The organism is Phycisphaerae bacterium, assembly GCA_017999985.1.
Classification (GTDB): Bacteria; Planctomycetota; Phycisphaerae; order UBA1845; family Fen-1342; genus JAGNKU01.
On record JAGNKU010000001.1, the window covers coordinates 629,051 to 644,566 of the forward strand.

Genomic DNA, 15,516 nt, shown 5'->3' on the forward strand with positions numbered 1-15,516 from the left:
GATGCAGGTCAACCTGGTCCCGCCGACCGGCCCCGCCCGGTCACCCGGCAGCAGTGGCCGCGAGGCGCTGCTGTCGCAATTGCTGCAAGCTCTCCAACCCGATGAAACGGCCCAGGCGCGCCACGCGCAGCACGTCGAGCGCCACGCCGAAAAGCTGCGCCGCAAGGATGAACGCCAGGACGCCGCGACGGCACAGACCGCCACCGAGTTGCGGCCGTCGGAGCGCATGCAGCAGGCCGAGCGCGACATGGCTCCGGGCAGCCACGCCGCGCACCGCGCGCAGTGGCGCCAGGCGGCGCAGCAGTCCGAGGCCGGCCGGCGTGAATTCCGACGCGCCTTGGCCGATGCCAGCGAGCGCGGGCGCGGCGAGCGTCCCACGAGCGCGCCGCACGCCGCGCGCAATGCCGCGCGGTCATCGAAGAATGCTCCCATCCCTGCGCCCACGTCGCCAGCGCCCACCGACGGCTCTGCCCAGTCCCTGACGCCCGCCCGTGCGCCGGTCGCGCGCGTCGCGACGAGCGTGACGCCCGGGCCGGTTCCCGCCGGCGCTTCGCGCGCAGCACTCGTGCCGGCGGCGCCTGCGCCCGCGGCGCCCGCGCCGAACACCGGGGCTTCCGCTACGGTCGTGGCAACTGCGCCCGCGGCGCGCGCCGCGGCCGGACGCGTGACCGCGCTCTCGTCGCCGGCGGCCGTGACCAACAGCGTACCGCGTTCGTCACCGCCGGTGGTCAGCGCGATCGCGGACGGTCGCGGCGGTGTGACGGCCGGCAAGCACACGCTCCGGCCGGTCGCGCGGGGCGAAGGCCTTGCGGAGGGCAAATCTGACGCGAACGTTGAGCGGATTGTGCGCATCATCCAGGCCCGCATCGGCAAGGACCGCGCGGTGACGACGCTGCGCCTCGACCCGCCGGAACTCGGTACGATCCGGCTGCACATGGACTTGCGCCAGGAGCAGTTGCTGTTGCGGGTCGAGACGCAAACCCCGGAGGCACAGCGTTTGCTGTCCGGGGAACTGGACACGCTGCGACGCAGTCTCGAGGCGGCCGGCATCCACCTGGAGCGCGTCGAGGTGCGGTCCGCGGCGCCGGCCCCGCCGGCGTCGGAGCCGCAGACCCAGCCGCAGGCCGAGGGCTGGACGGGCGCCCAGCAGCAAGCTGCCCGTGAGGATGCCGGGTCCGCCGGAGGCGGGCTGTCCTGGGAACCGGAAGCCCCCCGCGCGGAATCGCCGGACCTGCCCGGCGGTGACGCGGAAGCGGAACCGGCGGCGGAGTCGCTGGTGAACGTGTTGGCGTAGCGCGGCGCGGAGCGCGGCGCGCGTGAAGGGCCCCGGCCGCAGGCCGGAGCCGAGTCCAAGGCGTTGGCCATGCAGACGAATGCTCTCGGAGCAGTGACCGGCACAGCAACGGCGACCCGGGCTGGCAGCATGAATGAGCTGACCAGCGCGGATTTCTTCAATCTCCTGGTCACCGAGCTGCGCCAGCAGGATCCGCTCGAACCCACCAAGACGGCGGACATGATCAGCCAGGTCTCGCAGATTCGCAGCATCGAGCTGTCCAAGAACCTGACCGATGCCCTCACGCAATTGAGCCAGCAGCAGCACACCAGCGGCACCGCCGAGCTGCTCGGCAAGTACGTCACCGCGATGCTCGTGGATTCCAGCGGCACGGTGCAAGAGATCTCCGGCATCGTCACCGGCGTGCGCTTCGACGCCGACGGCACCGCGGTGCTCGAGCTCGACACCGGCCAGTACATCCCCGCGGCGAATGTGACGCGCATCACTGCGGCCCAGAACGCCGCGACGCAGACCACGGCCACGACCGACGCCACCGACAAGACCGGCACGACGGCGTCCACCAAGAAGGACAAGGCCGGCGCGAGCGAGGACGCAGGCCCGCTGCCGTGGTTGTCGCTCAGCGGCAGCCTCAATCTCTAGCGCGCAGGCGCCCAAGCGAGGGTTTTCTCATGGGTCTGACTACGGCCATGTACACGGCGCTGAGCGGTTTGCAGGTCAACCAGACGCGGATCGAGACCATCGGCCACAATATCGCCAACGTCAACACGACCGCCTACAAGGGCTCGCGGACGCTCTTCCAGACGCAGTTCGCCCGCACGCTGTCGCTGGGCACGCCGCCCAGTGAGACCAGCGGCGGCACCAACCCGATGCAGGTCGGACTCGGGGCCATGATCGGCACGACGCAGCGCAACACGAACTCCGGGTCGCTCGAAACCACCGGCATCGCCAGCGACATGGCCGTCGACGGCGCCGGCTATTTCGTCGTGCAGACGCCGGCCGGGCATACGTACTACACGCGCGACGGCTCTTTCTCGCTCAACTCCGCGAACCAGCTCGTTACGCAGGACGGCTACTACCTGCGCGGCTACGGCGTGGACGAGAACTACCAGGTGATCCCGGGCCAGCTCCAGAACCTCGAGATTCCGCTCGGGCGCATGAGCATCGCCCGCGCCACCGAGAACGTGTCCATCGACGGCGATCTCAGCGCCGCCGAGACGATCGCCACGCGCGGCAGCGAGCACAACTCGCAGCCGCTCGTGAACGGGGGCGGGGCGGCGGTCACTGCGAACACGCTGCTGACCGACGTGCGGGCCGCGGCCCAGCCCGGCTCCGTACTGTTCGCCGACGGCGATGTCATCACCGTCTCCGGCGCTGCCCGCGGCGGCCGCGCGCTGCAGCCGGAGGAGTTCACGGTCGGCGTCACCGGCAGCACGCTGGGGGACTTCGCCGCCTGGCTGCAGAACGCGCTCGGGATCCAGACGGATCCGGCCCTGGCGGGCAGTCCCGGCGTGTCCATCGCAGGCGGTGCGCTGGTGATCCGCAGCAACACCGGCGAGCCCAACGCCATCGCGATCACCGGGAACGACCTCACCAGCAACAACGTGGCCGTGCCGCTGCCGCTGCAGTTCACACAGATCAACGAGGCGGCCGGGACCGGGGTCTTCACGTCCTTCACAGTCTACGATTCGCTGGGCAACGCGGTCCCGGTGAACGCGACCTTCACGCTGGAGGACACGCCCGACACCGGGCCGGTCTGGCGCTACTACCTGGAATCCGCCGCCAACGACCTGACCCCCCACAGCTACGCGACCGGGACACTGTCCTTCGACACGGCTGGCAACTTCGTCAGCGCCACCGGCAACCAGATCCTGATCGACCGCACCGGCACCGGCGCCGCGGCCCCGCTGAGCGTGACGATCGACTTCTCCGCCCTGAACGGGCAATCCACCGCCGTGTCGAACGTGCTGATGGCCGACCAGGACGGTTACCCGCCCGGGACGCTGAGCGGCTACGGCGTGGGGACCGATGGAACCATCACCGGCCTCTTCAGCAACGGGCTGGCACGCACGCTCGGGCAGGTGGCGCTGGCGACGTTCGCCAACGACGGAGGCCTGGTGGCCGAGGCGAACAACCTGTACTCGGCCGGGGCCAACTCCGGGCCCCCGGCGGTGACCACGGCCGGCTCGCTCGGGGCCGGCCTGATCCAGGGCGGGACCCTGGAACTGTCGAACGTGGACCTCTCCAGCGAGTTCATCGGCCTGATCACGTCCAGCACGGGCTACCAGGCCGCCAGCCGCGTTATCAGCGTGTCCAACGAGATGCTGGATCAACTGCTCATGACGCTGCGTTAAGGCCAGTGCCGGCGGAGGACCGGCCGTCGCGCAAAGAACTTTGCGCGGCTGCGCACAATGTGCCCAGGGACCGGGCTGAAGTCTGATAAGACGTGCAGTCGGGCGCCGCCCCCGACGCGCGGTGTGCCGCCGACCCGCCGCCGTCGATAGATGGGGTGAGTTGACGGACTCGATCTGGTTCGAGAGCAGGACGACCGATGGCAGACAAACCCGAGGCTACCGAAGCCGCCCCCAAGTCCAAGAGCCGCCTCCCCCTGACGCTCGGTCTGGTGCTGGGCGTCGCCGTCGTCGAGGCCATCGCCTTCATCGCGATCTTCAAGTTCGCCGGCAGCGGTCCAGAACCGGCGCACGGGGAGAATGCCCCCGTGATCGAACCGGTGGCGGAGACACAGCCGACGGCCACCGCGGAGGTGGCGGTGCTCAACCGCTGCCGGGTGCCCAACGACAAGACCGGCCGGCTCTACCTCTACGACTTCGATGTCGCGGTCGTCGTGCCGGCGGACAAGAAGGAGTGGATGGAGGAACTCGTGAAGTCGCGCGGCAGCGAGATCGGCGACCGGATCGCCCGTATTCTGCGCGGCGCTACCGATCGCATGCTGAAGGAGGACGATCTGCGCGCGCTGCGCCAGCAAATGCTCGAAGGGCTCCAGGAGGTCGTCGAGGACGACCAGGTCATCCAGCGTGTCCTGATTCCACGCTTCGTCCCCATGCGCTCGGACTGATCGGCCCACGCGTCGCAGACGCGCCAGACGCCACAAGGATGTGCGGCCCACATGCCAGACGACACGACCAATCCCGATCCCAACCTCGCCGGCGAGGACGGCGCCGCCACGCTGCCCGCGGAGCCGCAGAACGCGGCCCCGGCGGACGCTGGGGACGCGCTGCCCACCGAACCGGTCAGCGACGTCGTCCCGGCCGACGTGCCCGCTGAGGTCACGCCGGACGAGCCGACGGCCGACCCCGGCGACGTCGTGAGCGCAGCGCCGGCCGACGCGACCCCCACGCCACTGGCGGGCGACGCGACTGCGCTCAGCGCAGCGCCCGCCGCGGAAAGCGTCCCCGAGGCGGACGGTGGACTGGCCAGCAACATGATTGACCAGGCCGAGTTGGACGCGCTGGCCGGGCAGTTGTCCGGGCTCAAGGATGACTCCCCCGGGCCCCTGCCAGCCGCGACCGATGCCGACCCGCCGGTAATGGACGACGCGATTGCCCGTGCGATGGCCGAGGCCATTGCCGCCGAGTCGGCGGCGGCCGGCAGCGCGGCGCCCGCCGACGCGGCGCCGGGCGCTGCAGAACCGGCCGTGGTAGGAGCCACGACGGTCCGCGTGTCGGCGGACCAGGCGCAGGGATTCACCCCCCCGGAACTGCCGACCGCGGAAGCCGAGAGCGCCACGACGATCGACATGCTCGATGACGTGCAGCTCGACGTGAAGATTGAGCTCGGCCGGACGAACATGTACATCGAAGACGTGCTCAAGCTGGGCGCGGGCTCCGTGGTGGAACTCGACAAGCTCGCGGGCGACCCGGTGGACATCTACGTCAACGACCTGTTGATCGCGCGGGGCGAGGTGCTGGTCCTGAACGACAACTTCTGTGTCCGCATCAACGCGATCCACAGCTCGGTCGGAGAACTCGAACGCGCCTGAACACGGATGAGGGAGCGCACGGTGCCAAGGATGGCTGCATTGGTGGTGCTCGTTGCCCTGGGCTGCGGCGCAGCCGCGGCGGAGCCGCCCGTCACGTCGGCCACGCCGCCGGCCACGCCAGTCGTCACCGACGATCCCTGGTCTTCGCCGGACATCGTCGCCCCGCGCATGGACTCCCGCCCGCTGCCCCGTGCGACCGCGACGCCGGGAACTCCCGCCGGCACGGTTGTCGCGACCGACCGCCCCAAGTCCTGGCTGCGGACGACCGCCGCGCTGGGCGGCGTGGTGGCCCTCATCGTGATCCTCGCGTGGGGCTACCGGGCCGCGACCGGCCAAGCGGGCGCGTGGCGTCTAGCACGCGGCGGGCGGCACGCCGGCCTGATGGAAGTCGTCGGCCGCACGGCGCTTTCGCCGCGGCAGTCGTTGTGCCTGGTGCGCGTCGGACCGCGCCTCGTGTTGCTGGGCGTGACGCCGGACGCGGTGCGGTCCCTGGATGTGATTCAAGATGCCGACCTGACGGCCCGCCTGCTGGGCCAGGCGACGCAACAACGCCCGGACAGCAGCACGGCAGAGTTTGCGCGCTGCCTGGAGCGCGAGGCCGACAGCTATGAGACCGAGGAGCACGGCGCCGACGAGACGTTGACGCCCGAGGCGGAGCGCATCGTCAGCCTGCGGCAGCGCCTGGCGGGCGCCGTCGAACGCCTGCGGGTCAGCGCCCGCGGGGCATAGGCCGTGGGCGGCGGCGGAGCCGTCTTCGTGACCAAGGAGTGGTCGATGGTCCGCAGGGCGGGTCATCCGAAATATGCCGTCCGCCCAGATCGCGGCGTCGCGCTGCTGGCCCTGCTGCTGGTGCTCGCGCGCGGTGCCATGCCGGCAACCGGGCAGGATGCGCCGCGGGGGCGCGGCGCGAGCGAGGCGGAGCTCGTGGGGCCGCCCGCCACGGCTACGGAGACCGCCCACGCCCGCGATCCGCTGTTCGTGCCGGACCTGGATCGCTGGCTGCCGAAGGCCACCAATCGCGAGGCCCTCAGCAACTCGCTGCAGATCCTCGTGCTGCTGACGCTGCTCACCGTGGCGCCCAGCCTGCTGCTCATGATGACCTGCTTCATGCGCATGCTGGTCGTGTTGGCGCTGCTGCGGCAGGCGCTCGGCACGCAGCAACTGCCGCCCTCGCAGGTCATGGTCGGCCTGGCACTCTTCCTGACCATCCTGGTCATGGCCCCGACCTGGGACCGCATCAATCAGCACGCGGTGCAGCCGTACCTGAACGAACAACTGGACCAGCTCGACGCGGTCGCCATCGCCGGCGGCGAGCTGCGCGGCTTCATGTTCAACCAGATCAAGAACGCCGGCAACGCGCAGGACGTGTACCTGATGTACGAATACGCCGCCAAGCGCACCGTGGCGGCGGACGAGGTGCTTGACGAGGCCGCGGTGCCGATGACGGCGCTGGTGCCGGCGTTCATCCTGAGTGAGTTGAAGGTCGCGTTCATCCTCGGTTTCCGCATTTACCTGCCGTTCCTGGTGATTGACATGGTGATCGCCACCATCCTGGTGTCGATGGGCATGATGATGCTGCCGCCGGTGCTGATCTCGCTGCCGTTCAAGCTGCTGCTGTTCGTGCTGGCGGATGGCTGGCACCTGGTGGTCGGTTCGTTGATGGCCAGTGTGAGCTGAGGGCGCGCATGGATACGGCCTGGGCACTTGATCTTGGACGCGAGGCGCTGATCACGGCGCTGGTCATCTCCGGCCCGGTGCTGGGCACCGGACTGATCGTGGGCCTGGTCATCAGCCTGGTGCAGACCGTGACGCAAATCCAGGACCAGACCCTCAGCATCGTGCCGAAGATCGTCGCGATGGTGGCCGCCACGCTGTTCTTCGTGCCGTGGCTGGCGCAGCGCGTCGTGGAGTACTCGCAGCAGTTGTTCGCCGGGCACTGAGGCGCGGCGCGTACCCTGGCGGAGCCGGAATGCCGTTCGAGCTGTTGGCCCAGTATTTGAAGCTGCCGGTCTTCGGGCTGGTGGCGGCGCGTCTCGGCGGGCTGATCATGTTTCAGCCGCTGCTGGGGACGCTGTCCGTGCCGGTGCGGCTGCGGCTCATGTTCGTGCTGGGCCTGGCCGCGTTGATGACGCCGCTCGTCCATCTGCCGGGCGACGCGCCGGACACGCCGCTCACCGTCGCGCTCGCGCTGGGGTCCGAGGTGCTGCTGGGCGCGCTGATCGGGCTGGTGACGGTCGGCTGCTTCCTCGGGCTGCAGTATGGCGGCCTGCTGGTGGCGCAGGAATCCGGCCTCGCGTTCGGGCAAATCGCCGACCCGACTTCCGAGGACGAAGAGACGGTCCCCGGCGTGTTCTACCTGCAGCTCGGCGCGGTCGTGTACCTGATCATCGGCGGACATCGCGCGCTCTTGTGCACCTGCCTGGACACTTTCGAGACCATCCCGTTGCTGGCGGACCGGCCGTATGCCGTCTTCGGCACGGAGCTGCTCTGCCAGGCGCTGACGCTCAGCGGCGAAGTGGCTTTCCGGGTGGCGGGCCCGGCGCTGCTGGCGCTGTTTCTCGTGAACCTGGCGCTGGGGTTCATCTCGCGCACGATGCCGCAACTGAACATCCTGGCAGTCGGATTCTCCCTGAAGGCCTTGATTGCCTTTGTGGTGATGGCGATCGCCCTGCCCACCGCGACGGACGCGTTCGTGAGTGTCTTCGAACGCGGCTACCGGTGGTTCAACGAATTGATCGGAGTTCCAGGCTAGGCCCGGCCCATGGCGCACGACGACGCTGGCGACAAGACCGAACAACCGACTCCACGCCGCCGCGAGGAGGCGCGCGAGGAGGGACAGATCGCCCGCAGCGCGGACCTGACGGCGGCGGTCGCGCTGCTGGGCGGGCTGCTGCTGCTCAAGGCCTTCGGGCCGGGCATGCTCGCGACCATGCTCGCCATGACCCGCGCGCTCGGCGAAGCGCCATCGATCACCGCCGATGGACTCTGGCCTTGGATGCGGCAGGTCGGCGGCGCGGCCGGCGAAATGCTCCTGCCGTTCCTGGGGCTGCTGGTGGTGATCATCATCGCCGGCACCGCGGCCCAGTCCGGACTGCTCCTGACCTGGAAACGGCTCGCGTTGAAGCCGGACCGCATCGATCCCGTCGCCGGCGCGAAGCGGCTGTTCTCGTCGGAGGCGCTCACGCGCCTGGGCGTGGGGCTGCTCAAGATGGCCGCGGTGACCTGGATCGCCTACCTGACGATCGCCGGCCGCATGGGTGCGGTGCTGACCGCGGGCAAGCTGCATACCGCCGGTGTGCTTGGCCTGGGCGCGGAAGTGCTCTTTGACCTGGCCGTGCGGCTGGCGATTGCGCTGCTCGTGCTGGGCATCCTGGATTACCTCATTCAGCGCTGGAAGCTGGAGCGCCGCCTGCGGATGACGAAGCAGGAAGTGCGCGACGAGCTGAAGAAGATGGAGGGCGACCCGCTGGTCAAGCAGCGGCGTCGCCAGATCCAGGCGCGCCTGGCGCTGCAGCGCATCCGCGCGGAGGTGCCGCGGGCCGACGTGGTTGTCACCAACCCGACGCACTTCGCCGTCGCCCTGCGCTACGACGAGGCCACCATGAGCGCGCCGCGCGTCACCGCGAAGGGGCGCGATCTGCTGGCCGAACGGATCCGCCAGCTCGCCCAGCAGCATGGCGTCCCGATCGTGCAGCGCCCGCCGCTGGCCCGCGCGCTGTACACCGGCGTCGAGGTCGGACAGGAAGTGCCGCCGGCTTTCTACCGGGCCGTCGCGGAAGTGTTGGCGTATGTCTATCAGCTTTCCGGCCGCGTGGCCGGGTAGCCGGAGCCGCAACCGTGATTCAGGATTTCTAGCCCACGACGAACTGCGATGCCGCGTACGCTCGAAGAAATCCCGGCCCTGCAGTTCATGGCCCGCAACCGCGGACTGCTGTTCCCCATCGCGGCGGCGGCGCTGATCTTCGTCATCCTCATCCCGCTGCCGACCATGGCGCTGGATTTTCTCCTGCTCACCAACATGCTGCTGACGACGGTCGTGCTCATGACCGTCATGTACATCCGCAGCCCGCTCGAGTTTTCCAGCTTCCCCTCGCTGCTGCTGGCCCTCACGCTCTTCCGCCTCGTCCTGAACACCGCTACTACCCGGCTCATTCTCGCCAACGGCGCCCAGGGCACCACCGCCGCCGGCCACGTCGTCGAGGCCTTCGGCCTGTTCGTGTCGGCCAACTCGCTCGCCGTCGGCGTGATCATCTTCCTGATCATCACCGTGATCCAGTTCGTCGTCATCACCAAGGGCGCCACGCGCATCGCCGAAGTCGCGGCCCGCTTCACGCTGGACGGCATGCCCGGCAAGCAGATGGCCATCGACGCCGACCTGAACGCCGGCAGCATCGACGAGGCCGAGGCCCGTCGCCGCCGCACCGAGATCGCCCGCGAATCGGACTTCTACGGGGCCATGGACGGTGCCAGCAAGTTCGTCCGCGGCGACGCCATCGCCGGCATCATCATCACGTTCGTCAACATCCTCGGCGGCCTCTACGTCGGCATGGTCGAGCACAACCTCTCGCTGATGCAGTCGCTCGAAATCTACACCAAGCTGACCATCGGCGACGGCCTCGCCAGTCAGATCCCCGCGTTCATCATCTCAGTCGGCGCGGGCATGCTCGTTACCCGCAGCACGGGCCAGACCAACATGGGCGAGGAAGTGCTCGGCCAGTTGCTCGCCAAGCCGACGGCCCTGCTCGTCGCCGCGGGCTTCCTCTTCGTCATGACGTTGACGCCGCTGCCGAAGGTCCCCCTGCTGACCATGGCCAGCGGGTGCGGCCTGCTCGCCTATTTCCTGAAGCGCACGCAGACGCGGGCTGCCGTGCGGCAGGTCACCGAGCAGCGCACCCGGGAGCGGGCCAAGCCTGAGAAGATCGAGAGCCACCTCAGCGTCGACCCGCTCGAACTGCAGGTGGGTTTCGGGCTGGTCCGGCTGATCGACCGCGCCCGCGGCGGCGACATGCTCGACCGCATCGCGGGCATCCGCAAGCAGATCGCCCTCGACCTGGGCCTGGTCGTGCCGCCGGTGCGCATCCGCGACCACGCCGAACTCAAGCCGCACCAGTATCGCGTTCTGCTCCGCGGGCAGGAGATCGCGCGCGACGAGCTTTACCCCGACCAGTTGCTGGCCATCGACTCCGGCCTGGCCAGCCAGCACCTGAATGGCATCGAGGTACGCGAGCCGGCCTTCGGCCTGCGCGCCTGGTGGATCGAACCCGCCCAGCGCGACCACGCCGAGCGGGCGAACTACACGATCGTCGAGCCGTCCGGCGTGCTCGCGACGCACCTCACCGAGATCATCAAGCGGCACGCCGCCGACCTGCTGACGCGCGCGGACACCCAGGCCCTGCTGGACCATCTCAAGCAGCGCAACGCCGGCCTCGTCGACGAGGTCGTGCCCAACCTGCTGAAGACCGGGCAGGTGCAGAAGGTGCTGCAGGGCCTGCTGCACGAGCGCGTGCCCGTCCGCGACCTGGAGACTATCCTCGAAATCCTCGGCGACTGGGCGCCGAAGACCAAGGACCTCGAAATCCTGACGGAGTACGCCCGCAACGGCTTGGCCCGCACGATCTGCGCCCAGTACAAGGATCCCGCCGGCGTCATCCACGTCGTGACGCTCGATCCCGCGACGGAGGATTACATCCAGGGCAACATCCAGCGGCTCGAGAGCGGCTCGTCGCTCGCGCTGCCGCCCGACCGCCAGGCCGAGCTGGCCGTGAAATGCAAACGCCAGGTGGAAGCCGCCGCCGCCAATGCCGGCGCCGCGCCGGTCGCCGTGTTGTGTTCTCCCCAGGTGCGCCTGTGGACCCGCCGGGTCATCGAGCCCGTGCTGCCGCAGACGCCCGTGCTCGCGCTCAACGAGATCGTGCGCGGCATCGATGTCCAGGCTCACGGAGTAGTCAGCCTTGAATTCCAGCGTGCGAACGTTCCAAGCCCCGTCCATGCGTGAAGCGCTGGAGCGCGTCAAAAGCGCGCTGGGGCCCGACGCCGTCATCCTCGGGACGCGCAGCCTGCCGGCGCCCGGCCTGGGCGGACTGGCCGGGCGGCAGCGCGTCGAGATCACCGCGGCCCCGCCGGGCCTGGCCACGCCGGCCCCGCGCGTCCGCCGGCGGCGCGCGGAAACCGCGTCCGCCGCCGCACCCGCCGCCCAGGCGGAAACACCGGCGCTGCCCCAGCACCTGTACCCGTACTACGTTCAGTTGGTCCAGAATGAAGTGGCCGCGGAACTTGCCGCGCGCCTCGTCCGGCAGGCGGCCACGCGCGTCACCGATGGCCCCCACACCGAGCCTACCGTGCTGCGCGCCGCCCTGCGCGATTACATCGCGCAACTGCTGCCCCAGGCTGGCGGCATCGACCTCTCCGCGGGCACGCCGCGGCGCGTCGCGCTGGTCGGCCCGTCGGGCAGCGGCAAGACGACCACGCTGGCGAAGCTGGCCGCGCACTTCAAGCTGCGCCAGCGGCGCCGGGTCGCGCTGCTCTCGCTGGATACGCATCGGCTGGCGGCGCACGAGCAGCTGCGCCGCTACGCCGAGGTCATCGACGTCCCCCTGCACACCGCGCAGACGATTGCCGAGGTCAAGCAGTGCCGCCAGGCGCTTGCCGACGTGGACGTGCTGCTGATCGACACGCCCGGCGTCGGGCTGCGCGAGCAGGGCCGCTTCGCCCGCCTTGCCACACTGCTCCGCGCGGCGCGTCCCGATGAGACGCACCTCGTCGTGCCTGCGTCGCTCGCACCCGAGGTCCAGGTGCGCGTCGCGCAGAGCTTCGCGCCGCTGGGCGTGGCCCGCGCCGTGCTCACGCGCCTGGACGACGCCGTCGGCTTCGGCGTCGTCCTGAACGTCGTGCAGCGTCTGAACCTGGGCGTGTCGTACCTCACCACCGGGCAAAATGTGCCCAATGACATCGAAGAGGCTTGCAGCACACGCGTGGCGGAATTACTGTTAGCGCCCAACGCGTAAGGCGGCGGGGCGCGGTCGTCCGATAATGGACCACGTCCACGGCGTGCATCTGGGACGGGTGGCGGAAGGGAAGCCGGCCGGGGGTTGTGTTGTCACGCTCCTCAGCGGCAAGGGCGGCATCGGCCAGACCAACGTCGCGCTGAATCTCGGCCTCGCGCTCGCGCGCCGCGGCTGCCGCACGCTGCTGCTCGATGCACACGCCAGCCCACCCGCGGCCCGACTCCTACTCGGAAGCTCCCTGTGCACCACGGCCCGCGCGCTGCGGCCGCACGGCAGCCGGCGGCCGCGCGCGCCCGCCGAACTACTGGCCCTCGGGTCTGCGCCGGTCGAACTCGGGCGGGCCGCGGACCGCGACGCGGCCGGCATCGAGAACTCCACGACGCTCACGCGCCTGCGCCGCCGTTACGACGTACTGCTCGTGGATTGCGGCAGCTGCCTGAACCGCGTGACCGTGGCACTCGCGCGGGCCAGCGATCTGCGCATCTGGCTCACCGCGCCGGAACCCGCGGCCCTCGCCGGCACGTACGCCGCGGTGAAGGCGCTTACCGCCTGCGGTTGCCTGGGCCGCTCCGGGGTCGTCGTGAACATGGCGCGCTCCCGGTCGGATGCGGCGCAGACCGCCGGGCGTCTGGCGAGCGTGGCGCAACGCTTTCTCGGACTCACGCTGGAACTGCTCGGTTACGTGCCGTTCGATGCTCACGTCCCCGCCGCCGTCCGGCAGCGCCGGCCGCTGCTCGTGCGGTTTCCGCGCTGTCCCGCAAGTGTGCACATTGACGCGCTTTGCGACCGGCTCGGCCCCGCGGTGCCGGGGGGGCGGCGGCGCAGCGGCGTGTGGGCGCACGTTGCCAGCCTGTTTCTTTAGCCTGATCCTCTGAGGGTTTTCCCTGCCCGGGGACGGAAATGCGGGGGTTCGTCGGGCGCTTCGGGTCTCCGGATACAAGGCCGCGCCGTACCAGACCGATAGGAATCTCGGAAGCCGATATGATCCGACACACCGGTGCACAAATCGGTCTGCTCGCATTTGCCGTCGCGGTCGTGGCGGGTCTGTACGCGGGGAACCCGGCGACGGTCATTCTTATGCGCGCGCTGCTGGCACTGCTGGGCGGGGTCGTGATTGGCCAGCTCGCGGGCTGGGCGGCCAAGCTTGTCCTGCGCGACCACCTGCAGAGACGCAAGCTGCACATCGATCGGGAGCACCTGGAGGCCATGCGGGCGCTGACTCCACCAGCCGACGTGCGTGAGGCGACGGCTGAGCCGGCCGAAGTGAGTTAGGATGATGAATCGAGGCATGCGTTCCAACGGGCGGCTTCGCCGGGTCAGTCGCGACCACCACGCGCAGTCGTTCCCCGATGCCGAGAGCCTGGCCACCGCGTGGCGCGAGTTTCGGGCGAGCGGCGACGATCACATCCGCAACCGCCTGATCGAGCACTACCTGTACCTGGTGCGCTACAACGCCGAGCGGATCGGCGCGAAACTGCCGGACGAGGTCGATGTCGATGACCTGATGAGCGCCGGCATCTTCGGGCTGGTCGACGCGCTGGACGCGTTCGATGTCGAGCGCGGCGTGAAGTTCGAGACATACTGCGCGCCGCGCATTCGCGGGGCGATTCTGGACGAGCTGCGCAACATGGACTGGGTGCCGCGGCTGGTTCGCCATCGGGCCCACAAGCTGGCCGACGCCACGCGGGCGCTGGAGGCCGAGCTCGGCCGCGTACCGAACGATGAAGAGGTGGCCCGCCGGCTGAACATGACCCGGCCGCAGTTCCACAAGCTGCTGCAGGACGCGAACGCCGTCTCACTGATCTCGCTGTCGCGCAAGTACACCGACCCGGACTCGCAGCGCGACGTGTTTGAGATCGACGTGCTGCCCGACGACCGCGGCAGCGACCCGGTGGTCGAGGCGCAGAAGCAGGATCTCAAGGACCTGATCACGCGCGGCCTGAGCCGGGCCGAGCGGCTGATCGTCGTGCTGTACTACTACGAGCAGATGACCATGAAGCAGATCGGGCAGACGCTGGACCTCTCCGAGTCCCGCGTCAGCCAGATGCACTCCGCCATCCTGGATCGTCTGCGGGCCCAGTTGCAGGCCCGGCGAAAGGAGCTGGTGCCCGACCTGCAGTGACCGGCGAGGACGACCCGTGTCCACCATCCCTCCCAACTGGCTCGGCTCCATCATCCAGACCCAGGGTGCGCAGACGCGGGCGGTCGGTGACAAGCAGAGCGCCAGCGCCGCCCAGGCGGAACGCACCGGCGACGGCTTCGCCGAGAAGCTCCAGGACGTGATCGAGGAGACCGACCGCGACAGCCAGGTCTACTCCGACGCCGAAGGCAGCGGCAGCCAAGGCCGCCCCAGCGACACCCCCCCGCCCGAAGAGGAGCTTGCGGCGGAGGACACCAGCCCGCCGGACACCGGCGGTGGCGGGTTGGATTTGCAGGCCTGACCGCCGCCGGGGGGGGGAAACCCATTCAGACGGCCGTGTGCTCGCCGCGCGCGTCCAGCGCATCCCGCAGCGCCTTGAGGGCGCGCTGTGTAAGGGCGACCACCGCGTCCTCGGACTTCCCCAGCCGCTCGGCTACTTCCGTGAGCGGCCGGCCGTCCAGAAAACGCAGCTCGATGACGCGGCGATAGGCCTCGGGCAATTGAGACACGCACGTCATCAACGCCGCGACGGCCTCGTCGTGGCGGACGATGCGACTGGGAGTAGTCGAATCACGATAGATCTGGTCGAGCAGTGTCCCGTACGAACCGCTTTGATCGCCAATCCCCGGCGCTGCCTCACGGGCGACGTCCCGCTGCGCGCGATGCGCACTGCGATACAGATCGACCAACTTGTGGTCGAGAATCGTCAGGACCCAGTTCAGGAAGGATGCGGGTCCACGCTGCTCGAAGCGGGCCACCCGCTGGAAAAGCTGCAGGTAGAACTCCTGCAGCACGTCCTCTGGGCTCAGGCGAGCGCGGATGCTCGGATCGAGTCGCGTGTTCACCCGTGCAACCAGGATCGGATGATACGTCGCCAGCAGCTTGGCCAGGGCCAATTGGTCCCCCGCGGCCGCCGCCGTGATCCACAGTTCAGTCTGGCCGCTGGCACTCATCCGCTGACCTCGGGGCCTGCTGGCCGCCAGAGAGGCGTCGCTATTGTACCGCGCGAGCCGGACGCGCAGTGGCCAGGCGTGCCCGCGTGCCCGCACAGGATTGCCGGCAGACTGGCGGCGAATTACGA

At 69.6% G+C, this 15,516-nt stretch carries 17 protein-coding genes; 16 read left to right on the forward strand and 1 reads right to left on the reverse strand.

Annotated elements, in window-relative coordinates; all coding sequences use genetic code 11:
* Position 1 precedes the first annotated feature (1 nt).
* From KA383_02530 to KA383_02605, 16 genes are all read left to right on the forward strand, one after another.
* The gene (locus tag KA383_02530; protein ID MBP7744979.1) at positions 2–1,294 is read left to right on the forward strand and encodes a flagellar hook-length control protein FliK; all 1,293 of its coding nucleotides are present in this window, start codon (positions 2–4) and stop codon (positions 1,292–1,294) included.
* A gap of 69 nt (positions 1,295–1,363) precedes the next feature.
* Positions 1,364–1,933 carry a hypothetical protein gene (locus tag KA383_02535; GenBank protein MBP7744980.1) on the forward strand — a complete coding sequence of 190 codons (570 nt, stop codon included), beginning with the start codon at positions 1,364–1,366 and terminating at the stop codon, positions 1,931–1,933.
* Between the two features lie 29 nt (positions 1,934–1,962).
* Positions 1,963–3,645: a flagellar hook-basal body complex protein gene (locus KA383_02540; GenBank protein MBP7744981.1), complete on the forward strand. Its 1,683-nt coding sequence runs from the start codon at positions 1,963–1,965 to the stop codon at positions 3,643–3,645.
* Between the two features lie 197 nt (positions 3,646–3,842).
* On the forward strand, positions 3,843–4,367 hold the full coding sequence (locus tag KA383_02545; GenBank protein ID MBP7744982.1) for a hypothetical protein: 525 nt from the start codon (positions 3,843–3,845) through the stop codon (positions 4,365–4,367).
* A 495-nt stretch (positions 4,368–4,862) separates the two neighbouring features.
* Positions 4,863–5,291 (forward strand): flagellar motor switch protein FliN, encoded by a 429-nt coding sequence (gene fliN / locus KA383_02550; GenBank protein ID MBP7744983.1) that lies wholly within the window; start codon positions 4,863–4,865, stop codon positions 5,289–5,291.
* Positions 5,292–5,321: 30 nt separating this feature from the next.
* Positions 5,322–6,020 carry a flagellar biosynthetic protein FliO gene (locus tag KA383_02555; GenBank protein ID MBP7744984.1) on the forward strand — a complete coding sequence of 233 codons (699 nt, stop codon included), beginning with the start codon at positions 5,322–5,324 and terminating at the stop codon, positions 6,018–6,020.
* Positions 6,021–6,065: 45 nt separating this feature from the next.
* Positions 6,066–6,968 (forward strand): flagellar type III secretion system pore protein FliP, encoded by a 903-nt coding sequence (gene fliP, locus KA383_02560; GenBank protein MBP7744985.1) that lies wholly within the window; start codon positions 6,066–6,068, stop codon positions 6,966–6,968.
* A gap of 8 nt (positions 6,969–6,976) precedes the next feature.
* Positions 6,977–7,231 (forward strand): flagellar biosynthesis protein FliQ, encoded by a 255-nt coding sequence (gene fliQ / locus KA383_02565; GenBank protein MBP7744986.1) that lies wholly within the window; start codon positions 6,977–6,979, stop codon positions 7,229–7,231.
* 29 nt (positions 7,232–7,260) lie between these two features.
* Positions 7,261–8,043 (forward strand): flagellar biosynthetic protein FliR, encoded by a 783-nt coding sequence (locus tag KA383_02570; GenBank protein ID MBP7744987.1) that lies wholly within the window; start codon positions 7,261–7,263, stop codon positions 8,041–8,043.
* A 9-nt stretch (positions 8,044–8,052) separates the two neighbouring features.
* Positions 8,053–9,114 carry a flagellar biosynthesis protein FlhB gene (flhB, locus tag KA383_02575; GenBank protein MBP7744988.1) on the forward strand — a complete coding sequence of 354 codons (1,062 nt, stop codon included), beginning with the start codon at positions 8,053–8,055 and terminating at the stop codon, positions 9,112–9,114.
* Positions 9,115–9,192: 78 nt separating this feature from the next.
* Positions 9,193–11,286 (forward strand): flagellar biosynthesis protein FlhA, encoded by a 2,094-nt coding sequence (gene flhA / locus KA383_02580; GenBank protein ID MBP7744989.1) that lies wholly within the window; start codon positions 9,193–9,195, stop codon positions 11,284–11,286.
* Positions 11,279–12,295 (forward strand): flagellar GTP-binding protein, encoded by a 1,017-nt coding sequence (locus tag KA383_02585; GenBank protein MBP7744990.1) that lies wholly within the window; start codon positions 11,279–11,281, stop codon positions 12,293–12,295. Before flhA ends, KA383_02585 begins: the two co-directional genes overlap by 8 nt.
* 25 nt (positions 12,296–12,320) lie before the next feature.
* Entirely contained in the window at positions 12,321–13,157 is an 837-nt protein-coding gene (locus KA383_02590; protein MBP7744991.1) for a P-loop NTPase, read from the forward strand.
* A gap of 119 nt (positions 13,158–13,276) precedes the next feature.
* Complete coding sequence (locus KA383_02595) at positions 13,277–13,567, forward strand: hypothetical protein (protein MBP7744992.1); 291 nt, start codon at positions 13,277–13,279, stop codon at positions 13,565–13,567.
* 16 nt (positions 13,568–13,583) lie between these two features.
* Complete coding sequence (locus KA383_02600) at positions 13,584–14,417, forward strand: FliA/WhiG family RNA polymerase sigma factor (protein ID MBP7744993.1); 834 nt, start codon at positions 13,584–13,586, stop codon at positions 14,415–14,417.
* 16 nt (positions 14,418–14,433) lie between these two features.
* On the forward strand, positions 14,434–14,736 hold the full coding sequence (locus tag KA383_02605; GenBank protein MBP7744994.1) for a hypothetical protein: 303 nt from the start codon (positions 14,434–14,436) through the stop codon (positions 14,734–14,736).
* Positions 14,737–14,761: 25 nt separating this feature from the next.
* Here the strand turns inward: KA383_02605 and KA383_02610 are convergent, their stop codons facing one another.
* A complete protein-coding gene (locus KA383_02610; protein ID MBP7744995.1) occupies positions 14,762–15,388 on the reverse strand; it encodes a sigma-70 family RNA polymerase sigma factor in 627 nt (208 codons plus the stop codon).
* Positions 15,389–15,516 lie beyond the last annotated feature (128 nt).